Origin of the sequence: Neobacillus cucumis (assembly GCF_002860255.1) — a bacterium.
Taxonomy (GTDB): Bacteria; Bacillota; Bacilli; order Bacillales; family Cytobacillaceae; genus Neobacillus; species Neobacillus cucumis_A.
Genome location: NZ_PGVE01000004.1, coordinates 16,466 through 38,320, shown reverse-complemented (window position 1 = coordinate 38,320; position 21,855 = coordinate 16,466). Strand labels below are relative to the sequence as shown.

23 protein-coding genes and 1 other annotated feature are annotated in these 21,855 nt (G+C 40.5%); of the genes, 1 reads left to right on the top strand and 22 read right to left on the bottom strand.

Features of this window, described 5'->3' with window-relative positions; all coding sequences use genetic code 11:
- Positions 1 to 50: 50 nt before the first annotated feature.
- Genes rplB through rpsJ form a run of 5 tightly spaced genes read right to left on the bottom strand, consistent with a single transcriptional unit; the run spans position 51 to position 2,822 of the window.
- Positions 51 to 881, bottom strand: a complete 831-nt coding sequence (rplB, locus tag CVD27_RS00395) for a 50S ribosomal protein L2 (RefSeq protein WP_101645938.1) — start codon at positions 879 to 881, stop codon at positions 51 to 53.
- 29 nt (positions 882 to 910) lie between these two features.
- Entirely contained in the window at positions 911 to 1,195 is a 285-nt protein-coding gene (gene rplW, locus CVD27_RS00390; RefSeq protein ID WP_101645937.1) for a 50S ribosomal protein L23, read from the bottom strand.
- Entirely contained in the window at positions 1,195 to 1,818 is a 624-nt protein-coding gene (gene rplD, locus CVD27_RS00385; RefSeq protein WP_101645936.1) for a 50S ribosomal protein L4, read from the bottom strand. The genes rplW and rplD overlap by 1 nt, the downstream gene beginning before the upstream one ends.
- Before the next feature lie 30 nt (positions 1,819 to 1,848).
- Positions 1,849 to 2,475, bottom strand: a complete 627-nt coding sequence (rplC, locus tag CVD27_RS00380) for a 50S ribosomal protein L3 (protein ID WP_101645935.1) — start codon at positions 2,473 to 2,475, stop codon at positions 1,849 to 1,851.
- 38 nt (positions 2,476 to 2,513) lie between these two features.
- Entirely contained in the window at positions 2,514 to 2,822 is a 309-nt protein-coding gene (gene rpsJ, locus CVD27_RS00375) for a 30S ribosomal protein S10 (RefSeq protein ID WP_007085291.1), read from the bottom strand.
- A gap of 363 nt (positions 2,823 to 3,185) precedes the next feature.
- On the opposite strand from rpsJ, the gene CVD27_RS27825 reads away from it, so the two are divergent.
- On the top strand, positions 3,186 to 3,329 hold the full coding sequence (locus tag CVD27_RS27825; protein WP_180960104.1) for a hypothetical protein: 144 nt from the start codon (positions 3,186 to 3,188) through the stop codon (positions 3,327 to 3,329).
- 198 nt (positions 3,330 to 3,527) lie between these two features.
- Here the strand turns inward: CVD27_RS27825 and tuf are convergent, their stop codons facing one another.
- The 17 genes from tuf to CVD27_RS00290 all read right to left on the bottom strand — a co-directional run bounded on the left by tuf (position 3,528) and on the right by CVD27_RS00290 (position 21,855).
- Entirely contained in the window at positions 3,528 to 4,715 is a 1,188-nt protein-coding gene (tuf, locus tag CVD27_RS00370; protein ID WP_101645934.1) for an elongation factor Tu, read from the bottom strand.
- A gap of 130 nt (positions 4,716 to 4,845) precedes the next feature.
- Positions 4,846 to 6,927 (bottom strand): elongation factor G, encoded by a 2,082-nt coding sequence (fusA, locus tag CVD27_RS00365; RefSeq protein WP_101645933.1) that lies wholly within the window; start codon positions 6,925 to 6,927, stop codon positions 4,846 to 4,848.
- Between the two features lie 48 nt (positions 6,928 to 6,975).
- Positions 6,976 to 7,446: a 30S ribosomal protein S7 gene (gene rpsG / locus CVD27_RS00360; protein WP_101645932.1), complete on the bottom strand. Its 471-nt coding sequence runs from the start codon at positions 7,444 to 7,446 to the stop codon at positions 6,976 to 6,978.
- 41 nt (positions 7,447 to 7,487) lie between these two features.
- A complete protein-coding gene (gene rpsL / locus CVD27_RS00355) occupies positions 7,488 to 7,910 on the bottom strand; it encodes a 30S ribosomal protein S12 (protein WP_101645931.1) in 423 nt (140 codons plus the stop codon).
- 102 nt (positions 7,911 to 8,012) lie between these two features.
- Positions 8,013 to 8,261, bottom strand: coding sequence for a 50S ribosomal protein L7ae-like protein (locus tag CVD27_RS00350; protein WP_101645930.1), 249 nt, complete (start codon positions 8,259 to 8,261; stop codon positions 8,013 to 8,015).
- Between the two features lie 163 nt (positions 8,262 to 8,424).
- Positions 8,425 to 12,024, bottom strand: coding sequence for a DNA-directed RNA polymerase subunit beta' (rpoC, locus tag CVD27_RS00345; protein ID WP_101645929.1), 3,600 nt, complete (start codon positions 12,022 to 12,024; stop codon positions 8,425 to 8,427).
- A 215-nt stretch (positions 12,025 to 12,239) separates the two neighbouring features.
- Positions 12,240 to 15,800 carry a DNA-directed RNA polymerase subunit beta gene (rpoB, locus tag CVD27_RS00340; protein ID WP_101645928.1) on the bottom strand — a complete coding sequence of 1,187 codons (3,561 nt, stop codon included), beginning with the start codon at positions 15,798 to 15,800 and terminating at the stop codon, positions 12,240 to 12,242.
- A 254-nt stretch (positions 15,801 to 16,054) separates the two neighbouring features.
- Positions 16,055 to 16,654, bottom strand: a complete 600-nt coding sequence (locus CVD27_RS00335) for a class I SAM-dependent methyltransferase (protein ID WP_101645927.1) — start codon at positions 16,652 to 16,654, stop codon at positions 16,055 to 16,057.
- A 151-nt stretch (positions 16,655 to 16,805) separates the two neighbouring features.
- Entirely contained in the window at positions 16,806 to 17,168 is a 363-nt protein-coding gene (rplL, locus tag CVD27_RS00330) for a 50S ribosomal protein L7/L12 (protein ID WP_101645926.1), read from the bottom strand.
- 59 nt (positions 17,169 to 17,227) lie between these two features.
- Positions 17,228 to 17,728, bottom strand: coding sequence for a 50S ribosomal protein L10 (gene rplJ, locus CVD27_RS00325; RefSeq protein WP_101645925.1), 501 nt, complete (start codon positions 17,726 to 17,728; stop codon positions 17,228 to 17,230).
- Between the two features lie 33 nt (positions 17,729 to 17,761).
- Positions 17,762 to 17,909, bottom strand: a sequence feature (ribosomal protein L10 leader region).
- Between the two features lie 53 nt (positions 17,910 to 17,962).
- A complete protein-coding gene (rplA, locus tag CVD27_RS00320; RefSeq protein ID WP_101645924.1) occupies positions 17,963 to 18,661 on the bottom strand; it encodes a 50S ribosomal protein L1 in 699 nt (232 codons plus the stop codon).
- Between the two features lie 112 nt (positions 18,662 to 18,773).
- Positions 18,774 to 19,199, bottom strand: coding sequence for a 50S ribosomal protein L11 (gene rplK / locus CVD27_RS00315; protein ID WP_141561102.1), 426 nt, complete (start codon positions 19,197 to 19,199; stop codon positions 18,774 to 18,776).
- A 213-nt stretch (positions 19,200 to 19,412) separates the two neighbouring features.
- Positions 19,413 to 19,946 carry a transcription termination/antitermination protein NusG gene (nusG, locus tag CVD27_RS00310; RefSeq protein WP_101645922.1) on the bottom strand — a complete coding sequence of 178 codons (534 nt, stop codon included), beginning with the start codon at positions 19,944 to 19,946 and terminating at the stop codon, positions 19,413 to 19,415.
- A 183-nt stretch (positions 19,947 to 20,129) separates the two neighbouring features.
- Entirely contained in the window at positions 20,130 to 20,312 is a 183-nt protein-coding gene (secE, locus tag CVD27_RS00305) for a preprotein translocase subunit SecE (protein ID WP_101645921.1), read from the bottom strand.
- Positions 20,313 to 20,361: 49 nt separating this feature from the next.
- Positions 20,362 to 20,508 (bottom strand): 50S ribosomal protein L33, encoded by a 147-nt coding sequence (rpmG, locus tag CVD27_RS00300; protein WP_101645920.1) that lies wholly within the window; start codon positions 20,506 to 20,508, stop codon positions 20,362 to 20,364.
- A 116-nt stretch (positions 20,509 to 20,624) separates the two neighbouring features.
- Positions 20,625 to 21,275 (bottom strand): RNA polymerase sporulation sigma factor SigH, encoded by a 651-nt coding sequence (gene sigH, locus CVD27_RS00295; protein ID WP_101645919.1) that lies wholly within the window; start codon positions 21,273 to 21,275, stop codon positions 20,625 to 20,627.
- A gap of 70 nt (positions 21,276 to 21,345) precedes the next feature.
- Positions 21,346 to 21,855 carry an NYN domain-containing protein gene (locus CVD27_RS00290; RefSeq protein WP_101645918.1) on the bottom strand — a complete coding sequence of 170 codons (510 nt, stop codon included), beginning with the start codon at positions 21,853 to 21,855 and terminating at the stop codon, positions 21,346 to 21,348.

Here is a 21,855-nt window from a genome sequence, read left to right as displayed (position 1 = left end):
CCCTTCGTGACTGTTCTACGGCTCTACTATGAACCGTAGCTCTAGTCCCGTTATTTTTTACGACGACGTACGATAAACTTATCTGATTTATTTTTCTTCTTACGAGTTTTGTATCCAAGAGTTGGTTTACCCCATGGAGACATAGGTGACTTACGTCCGATTGGTGAACGTCCTTCACCACCACCGTGTGGGTGATCGTTAGGGTTCATAACAGATCCACGTACAGTTGGACGCTTGCCTAACCAGCGTGAACGACCTGCTTTACCAATGTTAATAAGTTCGTGTTGCTCGTTACCTACTTGACCGATAGAAGCACGGCACTCAGCCAGGATCATACGAGTTTCACCAGAAGTTAAACGTACTAATACGTATTTACCTTCTTTACCAAGTACTTGAGCAGAAGTTCCTGCAGAACGAACTAATTGTCCGCCTTTACCTGGTTTTAATTCAATGTTGTGTACTACAGTACCAACAGGAATATTAACTAATGGAAGGGCGTTACCCACTTTAATGTCAGCCTCAGGACCAGACATTACTTCCATACCAACTTCTAAGTTTTTAGGAGCTAAGATATAACGCTTTTCTCCATCAACATAATTAATTAATGCGATATTCGCAGAACGATTTGGATCGTACTCAATTGTAGCAACGCGTCCTGGAATGCCATCTTTGTTACGTTTAAAATCGATGATACGATATTGACGCTTATGGCCGCCACCTTGATGACGAACAGTTAACTTACCTTGGTTATTACGGCCGCCTTTGCTCTTTAATGGAGCTAATAATGATTTTTCTGGAGTGCTAGTTGTGATTTCTGCGAAATCAGAAACTGTCATTCCGCGACGACCATTAGAGGTAGGTTTGTACTTTTTAATCGCCATTTAATTTCCCTCCTCTTCTTGATAGGTTCTTATGCTTCAAAGATTTCGATTTCTTTGCTATCAGCAGTTAATTTTACGATTGCTTTACGACGCTTGTTTGTGTAACCGCCGAATTTACCCATACGCTTGAACTTACCTTTATAGTTCATGATGTTAACTTTCTCAACATCTACGCCAAAGATTTCTTCAATCGCATCTTTAACTTGTGTTTTGTTAGCTCTAACATCCACTTCAAACGTATATTTCTTTTCAGACATTAGGTCAGTAGACCGCTCAGTGATAACGGGGCGCTTAATGATATCGCGTGCATCCATTATGCAAGCACCTCCTCTACTTTTTCAACCGCTGCTTTAGTCATGATTAACTTATCATGATTTACAACGTCTAATACGTTGATTCCATCAGCTGTTACAACTGTTACACCAGGGATGTTACGTGCAGATAATGCTACGTTCTCATCTAGATCAGCAGTAACGATTAGAGCTTTCTTCTCAACAGAAAGGCCACCTAATACTGATTTGAATTCTTTTGTTTTTGGTGCATCGAAAGCTAAGCTTTCAAGTACTAAAATGTTTTCTTCTAACACTTTTGATGAAAGTGCAGATTTGATCGCTAAACGGCGAACTTTTTTAGGTAATTTATAGCTATAGCTGCGTGGTGTTGGACCAAATACAGTACCACCTCCGCGCCATTGTGGTGAACGGATAGACCCTTGACGAGCACGGCCTGTTCCTTTTTGGCGCCATGGCTTACGGCCACCGCCTGCTACTTCTGAACGAACTTTTGTTTTATGAGTTCCTTGACGTAAAGAAGCTCTTTGCATAACAATTGCTTCAAATAATACGTGTTGGTTAGGCTCAATACCAAAAACTGTATCGTTAAGTTCGATATCTCCAACTTGTGAACCGTTTTGGTTTAATAATGCTACTTTAGGCATTCCTTTGTTCCTCCTTTCTTACAAAGTGACTTATGCTTTAACCGCACCTTTAATTTTTAATAATGCTTTTTTAGCACCTGGTACGTTACCTTTGATCAATAGTAGATTGCGCTCTGTGTCAACCTTAACGATTTCAAGGTTTTGAACAGTAACTTGCTCTCCGCCCATGCGTCCTGCTAACTTTTTACCTTTGAATACACGGTTTGGAGCAACAGGTCCCATTGAACCAGGACGACGATGATAACGTGAACCGTGGGCCATTGGGCCGCGTGATTGTCCGTGGCGTTTGATAACACCTTGGAAACCTTTACCCTTTGAGATTCCTGTTACATCTACGATATCGCCTGCAGCGAAAATATCAACTTTGACTTCTTGACCAACCTCATATGCTGCTAAGTCATCTCCGCGGAATTCACGAATGAAGCGCTTAGGAGCAGTATTTGCTTTGGCAACATGTCCTTTTTCAGGTTTGTTAGCTAACTTTTCACGCTTGTCTTCAAAACCAACTTGAACAGCAACGTAACCATCGCTATCAACTGATTTCTTTTGAAGAACAACGTTTGGAGCTACCTCAACAACAGTTACTGGAATTAAGTTTCCGTTTTCTGCAAATACTTGAGTCATACCAATTTTTCTTCCTAAGATTCCTTTGGTCATGTAAGTCACACCTCCTAGTTTTATAATTGTTTATTAGATTAAAGTTTGATTTCGATATCTACACCAGATGGTAAATCTAAACGCATCAACGCATCAACTGTTTGTGGAGTTGGGTTAACGATGTCGATTAGACGCTTATGTGTCCGCATTTCGAATTGTTCACGAGAATCTTTGTACTTATGAACCGCACGAAGAATTGTGTAAACAGACTTTTCAGTTGGTAGTGGAATCGGACCAGAAACTGCCGCACCTGAACGTTTTGCTGTTTCAACGATTTTTTCTGCAGATTGATCAAGGATTCTGTGATCATACGCTTTAAGACGGATACGAATTTTTTGTTTTGCCATTATTTTCCCTCCTTTATTCGCCTATTTTCAAAATAGACATTTCTCAGTGAAAATTTCCCACACACTCGCCATGGCAAAGCGGCCGGGTGTGTCAGCAACCTTCCACATCATCGCAGTCAAAGACCAACATTGTCTATTATACATAAAACATAAAGCAAACGCAACATTTATTATGAATTTTTCTTTATGCTTTCTGTCTTGAACACTTTTCCTATTATAGCGGCTGTTAATCTCTTTTTCAACATTTATTGTTAATCTCCAAAAATCTCCTAATTTACTTGTAAAGTTGTTATTTATATTCTAAATTGTCTAACTAGTATTATAGAAGAAACACGGTTTATATATAAGGATGGAGGGGTTTTTATGAGTTTGATTGTTGATAGATCCGAGGATGGAGTGGATGTGAATATTTCTTTGACTGGTGTAGTTCACTCTATGGTTATTCGGTATATGACAGAGCATTTCATGGACTTGGCGAGTCTTCTTTGCATGGTTACAGTAAAATAAAGTGACCTTTCATGGCCATATAGAGTTTTCTTTTACCAGTTTCGGTAAATGAAATCACCTTCATAGACACCAGGAGTTTCTTCGCCCAGGTTGTAGTATAAGAAATGACTTTTCAGTCGTGTTAATTTGTGATTTTGTATTTTGACAATAATAAAAAAAGCAGATGGATCGTCACCCATCTGCTTCTTCTTATATTAATTACTCAACGATAGTTGTGATTGAACCTGAACCAACTGTACGTCCGCCTTCACGAATAGAGAACTTAGTTCCTTCTTCGATCGCAACTGGAGCGATTAGCTCAACATCCATTTCGATGTGGTCGCCAGGCATAACCATTTCAGTGCCTTCTGGAAGGTTAACAACACCAGTGATATCAGAAGTACGGAAATAGAATTGTGGACGGTAGTTTGAGAAGAATGGAGTATGACGTCCACCTTCTTCTTTAGATAAAACGTAAACTTGTGCTTTGAACTTTGTGTGTGGAGTGATTGATTTTGGCTTAGCCAAAACTTGTCCACGCTCGATTTCTTCACGAGCTACACCACGAAGAAGGGCACCAATGTTGTCACCAGCTTCAGCATAGTCAAGAAGCTTACGGAACATTTCTACACCTGTTACAGTTGTAGATTTTGGTTCTTCAGTGAAACCAACGATTTCAATTACGTCACCAACTTTAACTACACCACGCTCAACACGTCCTGTAGCAACTGTTCCACGACCAGTGATTGAGAATACATCCTCAACTGGCATCATGAAAGGTTTGTCAGTATCACGAGTTGGAGTTGGAATGAACTCATCAACAGCATTCATTAATTCAATAACTTTTTCTTCCCAAGCTGCGTCGCCTTCTAGGGCTTTAAGAGCTGAACCTTTGATAACTGGAGTGTCATCGCCAGGGAATTCATATTCAGATAATAGGTCACGGATTTCCATTTCAACTAACTCAAGTAATTCTTCGTCATCAACCATATCACACTTGTTCATGAATACAACAAGGTAAGGTACGCCTACCTGACGAGAAAGAAGGATATGCTCACGAGTTTGTGGCATTGGACCATCAGTTGCAGATACAACTAGGATACCGCCATCCATTTGAGCAGCACCAGTGATCATGTTTTTAACATAGTCAGCGTGTCCTGGGCAGTCAACGTGTGCATAGTGACGTGCATCAGTTTCATACTCAACGTGTGCAGTAGAGATTGTGATACCACGTTCTCTTTCTTCTGGAGCACCGTCGATTTGATCGTATGCACGAGCTTCTGCTTTACCTTGCTTAGCAAGAACAGAAGTGATTGCAGCTGTTAAAGTAGTTTTACCATGGTCAACGTGTCCGATTGTACCAATGTTAACGTGTGGCTTTGAACGGTCGAATTTAGCTTTTGCCATTTTGGAAAATCCTCCTTTGGATTATAAAAGTTATAAGTATATTAGATAGAAACTGCGAATATAGTTATCCATATTTCACAGTCTCTATTCTTACATAAGTAGTTATACTTTATACGAAGGTGAAAATCAATTATTCACCTTTATTTTTTTTGATTATTTCTTCAGAAACTGATTTTGGAACTTCTTCGTAGTGATCGAAGTGCATAGAGAATACTCCACGACCTTGAGTGCTTGAACGAAGTGCAGTTGCATAACCAAACATCTCTGAAAGTGGAACCATCGCACGAACTACTTGGGCGTTACCACGTGCTTCCATACCTTCAACGCGGCCGCGACGTGCAGTGATTTGTCCCATGATATCCCCTAAATACTCTTCAGGTATTACAACTTCTACCCTCATCATAGGTTCAAGGATAACCGGGCTACACTTAGAAGCAGCATTTTTAAGTGCCATTGATGCAGCAATCTTAAACGCCATCTCAGATGAGTCAACATCATGGTAAGAACCGTCAAATAGACGAGCTTTAACATCGACTAACGGGAATCCAGCTAGAACACCACGATCAAGTGCATCTTCTAGACCAGCTTGAACAGCAGGGATGTATTCACGAGGAACTACACCACCGACGATACCGTTTTCGAATTCAAATCCTTTACCTTCTTCGTTAGGTGAGAACTCAATCCAAACGTGACCATATTGTCCACGACCACCAGATTGACGTGCGAATTTACCTTCAACTTGTGCAGAAGCACGGAAAGTTTCGCGGTATGCAACCTGAGGTGCACCAACGTTAGCTTCAACTTTAAATTCACGACGCATACGGTCAACGATGATATCTAGGTGAAGTTCACCCATACCAGCGATGATTACTTGTCCAGTTTCCTGGTCAGTGTGTGCACGGAATGTTGGATCTTCTTCTTGAAGTTTTTGTAGAGCTGTAGTCATTTTGTCCTGGTCAGCTTTTGACTTAGGTTCAACTGAAAGTTGGATTACAGGCTCTGGGAATTGCATTGACTCAAGGATAACAGGATTTTTGTCATCACATAGAGTATCACCAGTAGTTGTATCTTTCAAACCTACAGCAGCAGCGATGTCACCAGCATAAACCTTAGAGATCTCCTGACGGCTGTTCGCGTGCATTTGCAGAATACGTCCGATACGCTCACGCTTACCTTTAGTTGAGTTCTGAACGTATGATCCAGATTCTAAAGTACCAGAGTAAACGCGGAAGAATGTTAATTTACCGACATAAGGGTCAGTCATAACTTTAAATGCAAGAGCAGAGAAAGGCTCTTCATCGCTTGAATGACGTTCAATAACATCTTCTTCATCATCAACAGCATGTCCTTTGATTGCAGGAACATCTAGTGGAGATGGAAGGTAGTCAATAACGGCATCTAACATTAACTGAACACCTTTATTTTTGAATGCTGATCCACAGATTACTGGGTAGAATTCAACGTTAACAGTACCTTTACGAATTGCAGCTTTAAGCTCTTCTTTAGAGATTTCTTCTCCACCAAGGTATTTTTCCATTAACTCTTCATCTAACTCAGCAACTGCTTCTACTAATTTCTCATGGTACTCTTCTGCTTGAGCACGGAATTCTTCTGGAATTTCACGTACTTCAATATCTGTACCTAAGTCATTGCTGTAGAATACTGCATTCATTTCCACAAGGTCGATAATTGCTTCGAATTGGTCTTCTGCACCAATTGGAAGTTGAATTGGGTGTGCATTCGCCTGAAGACGGTCATGAATGGTTCCTACAGAATATAGGAAGTCCGCTCCGATTTTATCCATCTTGTTAACGAAAACAACACGTGGTACACCGTAGGTTGTTGCTTGACGCCAAACTGTTTCAGTTTGAGGTTCAACACCAGACTGCGCATCAAGTACAGCAACCGCACCATCAAGTACACGAAGTGAACGTTCAACTTCTACTGTGAAGTCTACGTGTCCTGGAGTGTCAATGATGTTAACACGGTGGCCTTTCCATTGTGCTGTTGTTGCTGCGGAAGTGATTGTGATTCCGCGTTCTTGTTCCTGCTCCATCCAGTCCATCTGAGATGCACCTTCATGTGTTTCACCAATCTTATGGATACGACCAGTGTAATAAAGGACACGCTCAGTGGTAGTCGTTTTACCGGCATCGATGTGAGCCATGATACCGATATTACGGGTGTTTGCTAAGGAGAACTCTCTTGCCATTGGGTCTTTCTCCTTCCTAGTATGAAAGTTTTTATATTGAAGGTTAAATTACCAACGATAGTGAGCAAACGCTTTGTTTGCTTCTGCCATTTTGTGTGTATCTTCACGTTTCTTTACAGATGCACCAGTGTTGTTAGCTGCATCCATGATTTCGTTCGCTAAACGCTCTTCCATCGTTTTTTCACCGCGAAGACGCGCATAGTTTACTAACCAACGAAGACCTAAAGTTGTACGGCGATCAGGACGCACCTCAACTGGTACTTGGTAGTTCGCACCACCTACACGACGAGCTCTAACTTCTAGTACAGGCATGATGTTTTTCATAGCTGCATCAAAAGTTTCCATCGGCTCTTTGCCAGTGCGTTCGCGAATTGTATCAAACGCAGAATAAAGAATTTCTTGAGATTTACCTCTTTTACCATCGATCATCATTTTATTGATTAGACGTGTAACTAATTTTGAATTGTAAAGCGGATCAGGTAACACGTCTCTTTTTGCTACAGGACCTTTACGTGGCATTTTGTTTCCTCCTTTCAATGAAGCTTCTATTTTAATGTGATTTATTTCTTAGCTGCTTTTGGTCTCTTAGTACCATATTTAGAACGGCCTTGCATACGGTTGTTTACACCAGCAGTATCAAGCGCTCCACGTACGATGTGATAACGTACCCCCGGTAAGTCCTTTACACGTCCTCCGCGAATAAGAACAACACTGTGCTCTTGAAGGTTGTGGCCGATTCCAGGAATGTATGCAGTCACCTCGATACCATTTGTCAAACGTACACGTGCATATTTACGTAACGCTGAGTTTGGTTTCTTTGGAGTCATTGTACCAACACGAGTACATACTCCGCGTTTTTGTGGTGAAGATACATCTGTTTGTGATTTCTTGAAGCTGTTGTAACCTTTGTTAAGCGCAGGTGATTTTGACTTTTCCTCTTTTGATTGACGAGGCTTGCGCACTAATTGGTTAATAGTAGGCATGAATTTTTCCTCCCTTCGTTATTTGTAAGCCCACACATCCAGGTGGTTCATTTTTTTGCAAAAACAAAGTTCTTGCAGATCCTCTATCTACAAAAACAGTTTTTAACGGATAATAGCAACAGCTGCCGCGCCAACTTCTATCCCACATGACCTTCCGAGCTTTTTCATCGAGTCAACATATTGGATAGGGATCTGTTTCAAGTTTGCTTCTTGAACGACAATCGCTGTTAATTTTGTTTCAGCGTCGCTTGCAACGAGAAGTTCTTGAACATTTCCTTCTTTCAGTGCTTTCACTGTTTGTTTAGTACCAATAACAATCTTGTGTGCTTTTAATACTTTTTCATAAGACATAAATCATATCCTCCAAAGTATCCGTTGAATAGGAGCACCTTTGATATAGTAACATCTTATAAAATAGATGTCAACTAATGTTTAAATTTTTTATTCAAACATGCTTTTAGTAAGTTTTCCCTTAAAATACGGTACCTGCCAAAAGCAGGTACCGTGAATTTAATTAATCAATTGTAACAGTTTCTTCGGAAGTCGTATCACGCAGTACTGGCTCTGCTTTACGGTAGCGCTGCATTCCTGTACCAGCAGGAACTAGTTTACCGATGATAACATTTTCTTTCAAGCCGAGTAACTCGTCACGTTTTCCTTTGATCGCGGCATCAGTAAGAACTCTTGTTGTTTCTTGGAATGATGCTGCTGACAAGAATGAATCTGTTTCAAGTGATGCTTTTGTAATACCAAGTAAAACTGGACGGCCAGTTGCAGGCAGTTTCCCTTCAAGTAATGCTCTCTCGTTTGCATCAGTAAACTGATGAATATCAAGAAGCGTACCTGGAAGTACATCTGTTTCCCCTGCATCGCTAACGCGGATTTTACGAAGCATTTGACGGACCATTACCTCAACGTGCTTATCGCCAATTTCTACCCCTTGCATACGGTAAACCTTCTGAACCTCACGCAATAAGTATTCTTGTACGGAAGTAACGTCTTTTACTTTGATTAATTCTTTAGGGTCAATAGATCCTTCTGTTAATTCTTGACCACGCTCAACACGATCATTGATCGCTACCTTTAAGCGGGCAGTATATGGAGCATTATAGGTACGAGATTCAACCTCACCTTGAACCACAATTTCATGCTGGCGGTCACGGCCTTCATTAATGCCTACAACAACACCTTCAATTTCAGAAATAACAGCTTGACCTTTAGGGTTACGCGCTTCAAAAATCTCCTGGATACGCGGTAAACCTTGAGTAATATCGTCTCCGGCAACCCCACCAGTATGGAATGTACGCATTGTTAACTGTGTTCCTGGTTCACCGATCGATTGGGCTGCAATAATACCAACCGCTTCACCAACTTCAACCTCTTGACCTGTTGCCAAGTTGCGGCCATAACATTTCTTACATACACCATGACGGGTATTACATGTAAAGGCAGATCTAATTTTTACTTCTTCAATTCCTGCACCAACGATAATTTCTGCTAAGTCCTCAGTAATTAGGCCATTTTCAGGAACGAGCACTTCATTTGTTTCAGGGTGTCTAATTGGCGTACGAGCATAGCGTCCAATTAAACGTTCGTCCAAACCTTCGATGGTTTCTGTACCATCTTTTAAGGCACTGATTAAGAAACCACGGTCGGTTCCACAATCGTCTTCACGAACAATAACATCTTGAGCAACGTCAACTAGACGACGTGTTAAGTAACCAGAGTCCGCTGTTTTAAGGGCTGTATCGGCAAGACCTTTACGAGCACCGTGAGTCGAGATAAAGTACTCTAATACCGTTAATCCTTCACGGAAACTTGATTTAATTGGTAATTCAATGATACGTCCAGCCGGGTTGGCCATCAGTCCACGCATACCAGCAAGCTGTGTAAAGTTAGAGGCGTTACCACGAGCACCGGAATCACTCATCATAAAGATTGGATTCGTTTTATTCAAGGACTTCATCAGTTTTCCTTGAATGGTGTCTTTCGCTGCGCTCCAGATTGCAATAACACGGTCATAACGCTCATCCTCAGTAATAAGACCGCGTCTGAATTGTTTCATTACGTTATCTACTTTATCTTGTGCATCATGAAGGATTTGCGACTTCTCAGGAAGTACGACAATATCTGCCACACCAACTGTTAAGCCAGCCTTAGTTGAATGCTTAAAGCCTAAATCCTTCATGCGATCAAGCATTTTAGAAGTTTCGGTGATTTTGAAACGTTTGAAAACCTCAGCAATGATATTTCCGAGGATTTTCTTTTTAAACGGATCAATCAAAGGCATTTCTTTAATTCTAGCTTTAACGTCTTCACCTTTTTCAACGAAATACTTTGCAGGTGTTTCGACTTCTAAATTATGTCTTGTTGGTTCGTTAATATATGGGAATGACTTTGGAAGAATTTCATTAAAAATAAGCTTACCAACCGTAGTGATTAATAACTTATTGTTTTGTTCTTCAGTAAACGTTTCATTACCCAATGAACCCGCATGAACAGCAACACGTGTATGGAAATGTACATACCCGTTTTGGTAGGCAAGGATGGCTTCGCTTGTATCTTTGAAGACCATTCCTTCTCCAATTGTGCCTTCACGCTCTAATGTTAGGTAATAGTTACCTAATACCATGTCCTGTGACGGCGTAACAACTGGCTTACCGTCTTTAGGGTTCAAGATATTTTGAGCAGCAAGCATCAATAGACGAGCTTCAGCTTGAGCTTCAGATGATAAAGGTACGTGAACAGCCATTTGGTCACCGTCGAAGTCCGCATTGTATGCTGTACATACAAGTGGATGAAGACGAATTGCCCGTCCTTCAACAAGGGTTGGTTCAAATGCCTGAATACCTAATCTATGCAGTGTAGGGGCACGGTTAAGTAATACCGGGTGCTCCTTAATTACATCTTCGAGCACATCCCAAACATCTGGTGATACACGTTCGATTTTACGTTTTGCTGATTTAATGTTGTGTGCTAAACCTTTTTCAACTAGTTCCTTCATGACAAATGGCTTAAAGAGTTCAAGTGCCATTTCTTTCGGAAGACCACATTGATACATTTTTAGGTTAGGACCTACAACGATAACGGAACGGCCAGAATAGTCAACACGTTTACCGAGCAAGTTTTGACGGAAACGGCCTTGTTTACCTTTTAACATATGAGAAAGAGATTTTAACGGACGGTTACCAGGACCAGTAACAGGTCTGCCGCGTCGGCCGTTATCAATTAACGCATCGACCGCTTCTTGAAGCATACGCTTTTCGTTTTGAACGATAATGCTTGGTGCACCAAGATCCAATAAACGCTTTAAGCGGTTATTACGGTTAATAACACGTCGATAAAGGTCATTTAAATCAGAAGTAGCAAAGCGTCCGCCATCCAATTGAACCATCGGACGAAGTTCCGGTGGAATAACTGGTAGCACATCAAGAATCATCCAAGATGGCTCATTACCAGAATTACGGAAAGCTTCCAACACTTCAAGGCGCTTAATCGCACGAGTACGGCGCTGGCCTTGTGCTGTCTTAAGTTCTTCCTTCAGGATGTCTACTTCTTTATTTAAATCAATATCAGAAAGAAGTTTTTTAATCGCTTCTGCCCCCATGGCAGCTTGGAATTTGTTTCCGTACTTTTCACGATAGGCACGATATTCTTTTTCAGATAAAAGATGTTTTTTATCAAGCGGAGTATCACCTGATTCTGTCACAACATAAGAAGCAAAGTAAATTACTTCTTCTAATGCACGAGGGGACATATCTAACACAAGACCCATTCGGCTTGGAATACCTTTGAAATACCAAATATGTGAGACAGGTGCAGCTAATTCGATGTGACCCATACGTTCACGACGTACCTTTGCACGTGTTACTTCAACACCACAGCGATCACAAACAACGCCTTTGTATCGGACACGCTTATATTTTCCGCAATGACATTCCCAGTCCTTTGTTGGACCGAAGATTCGCTCACAGAATAAGCCGTCTTTTTCAGGCTTTAACGTACGATAGTTAATGGTTTCTGGCTTTTTCACTTCTCCGAATGACCATGAACGGATTTTATCCGGTGAAGCAAGACCAATTTTCATATATTCAAAATTATTAACGTCCAGCAAGGGGCCTACCTCCCTTTCGATATCCAGGTTTTACCCTTATTAGAAAAGCGGAAGCGCACGTCTTAGCCCCGACCAGCGTAAGACGAAATCAGCCGAAAGGCGTTTTTTGCCTTCTGGATGATTTTAGCTTACGACCTCGAGGGGCTGTGCGCTGCAGCTAGACAATCTTATCAAAGCCGGAGCGAACGGACTCCCGTGCGCTGCAGCTCAAAAAATTACTCTTTTGATCCTACTTTTTCAGATTCAAAGTTTGGTGCATCTGGCACGATGTTTAATGTGTCAACTTGTTGTAAGTCATCTTCATCTTCCATATCGCGCATTTCAATTTCTTCTTCATCACCAGAAAGAATTTTTACATCCATACCTAAGCTTTGAAGTTCTTTAATTAATACTTTGAATGATTCAGGAACACCTGGCTCCGGTACATTTTCACCCTTTACAATAGCCTCATATGTTTTCACACGACCAACAACGTCGTCTGATTTAACAGTTAGGATTTCTTGAAGCGTATAGGCTGCACCGTATGCCTCAAGTGCCCAAACCTCCATCTCACCGAAACGCTGGCCACCGAATTGAGCTTTACCGCCCAATGGCTGCTGTGTAACAAGTGAGTATGGTCCAGTAGAACGCGCATGGAGTTTATCGTCAACCATGTGTGCCAGTTTAATCATATACATGACTCCGACTGATACACGGTTATCAAACGGTTCTCCTGAGCGGCCATCATACAGAACAGTTTTAGCATCGCGAGCCATACCTGCTTCTTCAATCGTACCCCAAACATCTTCTTCACGAGCACCGTCAAATACTGGCGTTGCAACATGAATGTTGAGGTATCTTGCTGCCATACCTAGATGGAGTTCAAGTACCTGACCGATATTCATACGAGATGGTACCCCTAATGGGTTTAACATGATATCAACCGGTGTACCGTCTGGTAAATAAGGCATATCTTCTTCCGGAAGAATCCGTGAGATAACCCCTTTGTTACCGTGACGTCCCGCCATTTTATCACCTTGATGAATCTTACGTTTTTGAACGATATAAACACGAACAAGCTGGTTTACACCTGGTGGCAGTTCATCTCCATCTTCACGGTTAAAGACTTTAACATCATGGACGATACCGCCGCCGCCATGCGGAACTCTTAGTGATGTATCGCGGACTTCGCGAGCTTTTTCACCAAAAATTGCGTGAAGGAGACGTTCTTCAGCTGTTAATTCTGTTACACCCTTTGGTGTTACCTTACCAACAAGCAGATCGCCATCTTTTACTTCGGCACCTGTACGGATAATACCGCGTTCATCCAAGTTACGAAGAGCATCTTCCCCAACGTTTGGTATATCACGGGTAATTTCCTCAGGTCCTAGCTTTGTATCACGAGATTCTGATTCATATTCTTCAATATGAATAGAAGTATAGACATCATCTTTAACAAGACGTTCACTCATAATGATAGCATCTTCATAGTTATAACCATCCCATGTCATGAAGGCAACAAGAACGTTACGCCCAAGCGCTAACTCTCCTAATTCCATGGAAGGACCGTCTGCTAAAATCTCACCTTTTTTCACTCGGTTGCCAACTGCCACAATTGGACGTTGGTTATAGCAAGTACCCTGGTTAGAACGGATAAATTTCAATAAACGATATTTTCTAAGATCGCCTTTTACTTCTTGGCCATCTACTTCTTTAACTTGACGTACCCAAACTTCACGAGCCTCAACATGCTCAACAATACCATCTTCCTTACAGATAACAGCGGCACCGGAGTCTTTTCCTGATACATATTCCATACCAGTACCAACTCTTGGCGCTTCTGGCTGCATTAAAGGAACCGCTTGACGCTGCATGTTCGCACCCATCAAGGCGCGGTTAGAGTCATCATTTTCAAGGAACGGAATACACGCTGTCGCTGCAGATACTACCTGTTTCGGTGATACATCCATGTAGTCGATGCGTTCGCGTTTTACAACCGTGTTTTCACCACGGAAACGAGCTACTACCTCTTCATCGAGGAAGGCACCGTCATCTCCAAGACGAGAGTTCGCCTGGGCTACTACATAGTTATCTTCTTCATCCGCAGTCAGGTAATCGATTCGGCTTGTAACCTTACCGGTATCTGGGTCAACACGACGATATGGTGTTTCAATAAAACCAAAACGATTTACCTTCGCATATGATGATAGCGAGTTGATCAAACCGATGTTTGGACCTTCAGGCGTTTCAATTGGACACATACGTCCATAGTGGGAGTAGTGTACGTCACGTACTTCCATCCCAGCACGTTCACGTGTTAAACCACCAGGTCCTAATGCTGATAGGCGTCGCTTGTGAGTTAATTCTGCAAGCGGATTGGTTTGGTCCATGAACTGCGATAATTGCGAGCTTCCGAAGAACTCTTTAATTGAGGCAATTACCGGACGAATATTGATCAATTGCTGTGGTGTAATGGTTGCAGTATCTTGGATAGACATTCTTTCACGGACAACACGTTCCATACGGGACAATCCAATCCGGAATTGATTCTGCAATAGTTCACCAACAGAACGAAGACGTCTGTTACCTAAATGGTCGATATCATCTGTATCGCCTACTCCATGTAATAAATTGAAGAAGTAGCTAATTGATGCAATGATATCAGCCGGTGTAATATTTTTAATTGGCTCTGCAACATATGCATTACCTAATACATTAATAACTTTTTCATTTTCATCGCCAGGAGCATAAATCTTAATGCCTTGAAGGATGATTTCATCCTCTACTACACCGCCAACAGGATTATAGCCTCTGAAATTGATATCCTTTTCAAGGGCAGGAATAATTCTGTCAAGGTTTCTTCTATCGAGAAGGGTTCCTTTTTCAGCAATGATTTCACCAGTTTCAGAATCAGCAAGTGTTTCTGCTAACCGTTGGTTGAATAAGCGATTTTTAATATGAAGCTTTTTATTAATTTTGTAACGTCCCACATTCGCTAAATCATAACGCTTAGGGTCAAAGAAACGAGACACTAATAAACTCTTTGCGTTATCAACTGTAGGCGGTTCGCCTGGGCGAAGACGCTCATAAATTTCTAAAAGTGCTTTGTCAACACCCTCTGTGTTATCCTTCTCCAGGGTATTGCGGATGTACTCGTTATCTCCAATCAATTCAATGATTTCTTGATCGGAGCCGAAGCCTAATGCACGCAAAAGAACCGTAACGGGCAGTTTCCGAGTACGATCTATTCTTACATATACGACATCTTTGGCATCTGTTTCATACTCCAGCCAAGCGCCGCGGTTCGGAATTACTGTAGCAGTAAATCCTTTCTTGCCATTTTTATCAAGTTTTCCACTAAAGTAAACGCTCGGTGAACGCACTAACTGTGATACAATAACGCGTTCTGCCCCATTAATGACAAATGTACCTGTTTCTGTCATTAAAGGAAAATCACCCATAAATACATCTTGGTCTTTTACTTCACCTGTTTCTTTGTTTACAAGACGTACTTTTACACGTAATGGAGCAGAATATGTAACGTCCCGTTCTTTCGATTCTTCAACAGAATACTTTGGATCGCCAAGGCTGTAATCAATAAATTCCAGTGATAGGTTACCAGTAAAGTCCTCAATTGGTGAAATATCCTGAAACATTTCACGTAATCCCTCATCTAGAAACCATTGATAAGATGAGGTTTGGATTTCAATGAGATTTGGTAATTCTAAAACTTCACTGATTCGTGCGTAACTTCTACGTTGGCGGTGTCGTCCATACTGAACTAGTTGACCTGTCAACTGATTCACCCCTCAAATCAAGCGTTTTTTAATAAATCTATTACGTCTAATAGCAGAATCAAAGACTCCACCAATTAGACAAAAAGAAAAAGGGTTTTTTACTCAAAAACCACATTTTCACATTTTGATTATTATTTTGTCATCATTTCCTTCTTATGCCGTTTTTATACTTAGAAATAAGTTTTTTTAGGAATAATTCGGAAATTATTATGATGGCATTTTATAATGCTATCACAACGACAAATTCGAGTCAACTATTTTGTTGCTTTAAAAATAAAATAACCTTTGGATTTGTCAACTGTCTCGACATTAGAAAATAGGGTTTTTAATTTTTCAAGCGCAGACGGTGCACCTTGTTTCTTTTGAATAACGACCCATAGCTCGCCATTCTGTGCAAGATGCTCATAGCTTTGTTCAAAAATATCATGAACAATCTGTTTACCTGCTCTAATCGGCGGATTTGTTAATATGGCCGCGAAAATATCACCTTTAACATTTAATAAGCGGTCGCTTACATAAATATCAACATTCGTAATATGATTTATAGAGGCATTTTCTTTCGCTAACTCGATGGCCCGCTCATTTACATCTACCATATGAACGTAGCGGTTACTAAATTCTTTTGCAATTGATAAACCAATCGGTCCATAACCACAGCCTACATCAAGAACATGTCCTTCAACGTCTGGCATCATAAAAGACTCTATGAGTAAACGTGAGCCAAAATCTACTTCTCTTTTTGAAAACACACCGTTATCAGTCTTAAAGCGAAAGGAATGATTTCGCAATTTATAATCCCAATATTTCGGGTCACTTTCAACCTTCTGAGTTCGAGAATAGTAGTGTTCGGACAATAGACTCACCTCCGGAGAATTAAAAGCGGAAACGCCCATAGGCGCGGAGCTAATCAGTTATTAAGTTAAGATTTTAATAACGAGGGTTCTCTAACATTTTAAGTTAAGCCAAAAAAAGCCCGCTTATGCAGCGAGCTTTTTTATAGTAGAATTACTTAACTTCAACGTTAGCTCCAACTTCATCAAGCTTAGCTTTGATTGCTTCAGCTTCTTCTTTAGCAACGCCTTCTTTAATTGCTTTTGGAGTGTTATCAACAAGGTCTTTTGCTTCTTTAAGACCAAGACCAGTGATTTCACGTACAACCTTGATAACTTTGATTTTTTGATCGCCAGCGCTAGCTAGGATTACATCAAATTCAGTTTGCTCTTCAACAGCAGCAGCTCCAGCTCCGCCTACCATTGCTACAGGAGCAGCAGCAGTTACGCCGAATTCTTCTTCGATTGCTTTTACAAGATCGTTAAGTTCTAAAACAGTCATAGATTTAACTGCTTCAATGATTTGTTCTTTAGTCATGATTAAGTTTCCTCCTTAGTTTTCGTTACGTTTTATTTTGTTAGGCTGTTAGCGTTAGCTTACGCGCCTTGTTCTTCTTTTTGGTCTGCCACTGCTTTTGCAGCAAGGGCAAGATTGCGAATTGGAGCTTGTAGTACGCTGAGTAGCATAGAAAGCAAGCCTTCGCGTGATGGTAGATCAGCAAGAGCTTTAATCTCATCAGCCGTTGCGACGTTTCCTTCGATTACACCCGCTTTAAGCTCAAGTGCCTCATGTTTTTTCGCAAAGTCATTCAAGATTTTAGCTGGTGCTACTACATCTTCAGTACTGAACGCAATTGCGTTTGGACCAGTTAATGCTTCGTTTAAGCCAGAAAGCTCAGCTGCTTCAGCTGCACGGCGTACCATTGAGTTTTTATAAACTTTAAATTCAACGCCTGCTTCACGAAGTTGTTTACGAAGTTCAGTTACTTCTGCAACTGAAAGACCACGGTAATCAACAACGACAGTTGATACACTTGCTTTTAACTTATCAGTAATTTCGTCAACTAATTGTTTCTTTAGTTCGATTACACTGCTCATCTTTACACCTCCTGTAGATTATCTACATTTATACCAGGCAAGTAAAAACCTCCACATCAATCGAGACATGGAGGCAGTATACAACAGCTGAATAATCAGCCAATTCTATATCGCTCTACCTCGGCAGGAAATTAAGCGATCAAATCGCACCTGCTGTCTACAGTACAAATGTTTTATTTTAAACAACAAAATAGATTATATAAAATATACCCTAGATTGTCAATTGGTAATTAATTACTTCGCTGCAACAGTAGAAGGGTCTATCTTTACGCCAGGTCCCATTGTTGAAGAAACGGTTACGTTCTTCATATAAGTACCTTTTGCAGCTGAAGGCTTAACTTTAAGCATTGTTTCGAAAATAGTGTTGAAGTTTTCAACTAACTTTTCGTTTTCAAAAGATGCTTTACCGATAGGGACATGAATGTTACCAGACTTGTCTACACGGTATTCAACTTTACCTGCTTTGATTTCATTGATTGCTCTTGTAACATCAAATGTAACAGTACCAGTTTTAGGGTTTGGCATTAAGCCTTTAGGTCCTAATACACGTCCAATCTTACCAACTTCACCCATCATGTCAGGAGTTGCTACGATTACATCAAAATCGAACCAACCTTGTTGGATTTTGTTGATGTATTCAGAATCACCTACATAATCAGCACCTGCTGCTTCAGCTTCTTTCACCTTTTCACCCTTCGCGAATACTAATACGCGTTGAGTTTTACCAGTTCCATTTGGAAGCACAACTGCACCACGGATTTGCTGGTCAGCTTTCTTAGGGTCAACACCTAAACGGAAAGCCACTTCAAGAGTTGCATCAAATTTTGTAAAGCTTGTTTTTTTAGCAAGATCAATTGCTTCTGCAATTGGATATGCTTTTAAGCTATCTACAAGCTTAGCAGCTTCTAAATACTTTTTACCTTTTTTAGCCATTTTTATTTCCTCCTAGAATGTGGTTTTAGCGAATTATTCTCCCACGAAAAAGGTTGCGAGTGAACATTCAGCTACGCAACCCCTTCATTTCAACAATAAACTTTTACATGGATTAGTCTTCGATAACGATACCCATGCTGCGTGCAGTACCTTCAACCATGCGCATTGCTGCTTCAACGCTAGCTGCGTTAAGGTCAGGCATTTTTTGTTCCGCAATCTCGCGTACTTTATCACGCTTTACTGTTGCTACTTTATTACGATTAGGTTCACCTGAACCAGACTGAATTCCAGCTGCTACTTTTAAAAGAACGGCAGCAGGAGGAGTTTTCGTAATAAATGTAAATGAACGGTCTTCAAATACCGTAATTTCAACAGGAATGATTAATCCAGCTTGATCTGCTGTACGAGCGTTAAATTCTTTACAGAATCCCATGATATTAACACCTGCTTGACCTAGTGCAGGACCAACTGGCGGCGCTGGGTTTGCTTTTCCAGCAGGGATTTGTAATTTAACGACTTTAATTACTTTTTTAGCCACGAGACACACCTCCTTAAAGTCCGTGATGTGGTAATAGGGACTATTCAGACCCTCCCACTCATCATATGTCTTTATATAAAAATCATAAAGAACTTAAACATTAGTCTAGCCTCACAACGGAGACATACTGACCTATGAAATATTAACATTTTTTAAAAATGATTTCAAGTTTTTTTACAATAACTGATTATTTTTTCTTTGAGATTGAGTTCTTTATAGCTTTTCTATCTGTGTGAAATCAAGTTCTACCGGGGTGTCACGGCCAAACATATTGACAAGAACCTTAAGCTTGGCGCGGTCTTTATCCATCTCTTCAATAGACCCTGTAAAGTTAGCAAAAGGACCTTCCTTCACGCGGACAGTTTCTCCAATTTCATAATCCACATCCACACGCATTTCTTCTACACCCATACGCTTAAGTAAAACGGTGACTTCCTCAGGAAGCAATGGTGTAGGTTTGGAGCCGGAACCTGCAGAGCCAACGAATCCCGTTACACCCGGAGTATTACGTACGACATACCAAGAATCATCTGTCATGACTAACTCAACTAATACATAACCAGGGAAAACCTTTCGTTTGACAACCTTCTTTTTGCCGTTTTTGATTTCTGTTTCTTCTTCTTCAGGCACAACAACACGGAATATTTTATCTGCCATGCCCATTGATTCTACCCTTTTTTCTAAGTTAGCTTTTACTTTATTTTCATAACCTGAGTAAGTATGAACAACATACCAATTCTTTTCCATTTAAGAGGACTAGATCGTCCGTCCCTCCCTCATTTTTTGTCGAAATTTTAACAACCTTTTATTGCGTCCAACGGCTTTGAACCTTGATTATTCCGTTTTAAGACAAATTAAAAAACCCGTTTATACGGGCTTTTAGATAAAATTTCCTTTATTATTTTCCATTATACCATGAATGATAGCGTATTATTCAAGAATTAATCGAATCAATTTAGAAATCCCCAAATCTAGAACGGCAAAAAACGCTGCAAAAAACACTACAGTTGTTAGAACTGTAACAGTTGAACGAACTAATTCACTGCGTTTTGGCCAGCTAACTTTTCTCATTTCACGGAATACATCACTGAAGAATTTCGTTATGCGTTGCATTATTTCGTAACCCCCAACAATCATAAGTAGGCAGTGCTAGTATCTATCTTTATTTTGTTTCCCGGTGGATGGTATGGGTCGCACAAGTCTTACAAAACTTTTTTAATTCTAATCGTTCTGTTTGTGTTTCCTTGCTAGCTGTCGAATAATTTCGCGAGCCGCACGCTACACAAGCTAAGATGACCTTTTTGCTCATATTCGACACCTTCAACTATTCTCTCATTTTCACTAAAAATGTAACATGACCCCTAATTAATGTCAATAATCCTAAAACAGATTAACAATATTGACAATTATGCCAAATTTAAATACCTACAACGAGAATTCCCGGATTTCCAGATACCGCTCAAGTTTCCTTTTTACCCGCTGCAAGGCATTATCGATGGATTTCACATGACGATTTAGCTCTTCAGAAATTTCCTGATAAGATTGGCCGTCTAAATATAAGGCCAATACCTTACGCTCTAAGTCGCTTAATAATTCGGTCATTTTTACTTCTATATGGTCGAATTCCTCTTGATTGATTATCAATTCTTCAGGATCGAGAACCTTTGCACCTGACAAAACATCCATTAATGTCCGGTCAGATTCTTCATCATAAATAGGCTTGTCCAATGATACATAAGAATTTAACGGAATATGCTTTTGCCTTGTTGCTGTCTTAATCGCTGTGATAATTTGGCGGGTTATACAGAGTTCCGCAAACGCTTTAAAAGAAGTCAGCTTGTCCTCTCGGAAGTCACGAATCGCCTTGTATAAACCAATCATGCCTTCCTGGACAATATCTTCTTTATCCGCACCAATTAAAAAATAGGATCTTGCTTTTGCACGCACAAAATTACGATACTTGTGAATCAAATAATCCAATGCTTCACTATCACCTTGGTGTACCAAGTCGACAATTTCCTCGTCTTCCATTACGAAAAAACGCTCGTTAATCTTTGCTCCGAAGTCCGTACTCAAAGTAGATCCCCTCCACCGAACATGCATACATATTATTAGTATACATTAGAAATATTTTGAAGTCGAGAGCTCATTTTTCGCCTCTGCGCCATTTTTCAAAAATTTCTGCCATTTGTTCACTAATAGGTATTTTATAGAAGGGTTTATCCTCTTGAATCTTTTTTACCTTCTTTTCTATCCCTTTTTCAATGGAGGACATTTCAATTAACAACTCACGAGCGGATTTTCTTAATGCACCTTGTCCAAAGATTGCCCATTGTTCTGTAAAATCAGAAGTGGCTACATGGATTTGTGTTTTTCGATTACTTAAACTAATCGCCATTTTCTCGATCCGCTCATCGGCTGTTTCATTTTCTTTTGTAAAGATGACCTCAACTTTATGATTTTTATATTTTTTCTCTGTCCCTTGTACATAATAGGCATCGAAAACAACAATAACTCGATATCCAGAATACGCTTGATATTCAGCCATTTTTTCAACCAGACGGTCTCTAGCAGCCGGTAAATCTCGATCCTTTAGTGCTTTTAGTTCGGGCCATGCTCCAATAATGTTATATCCGTCGACAAGCAGGATGTCCAT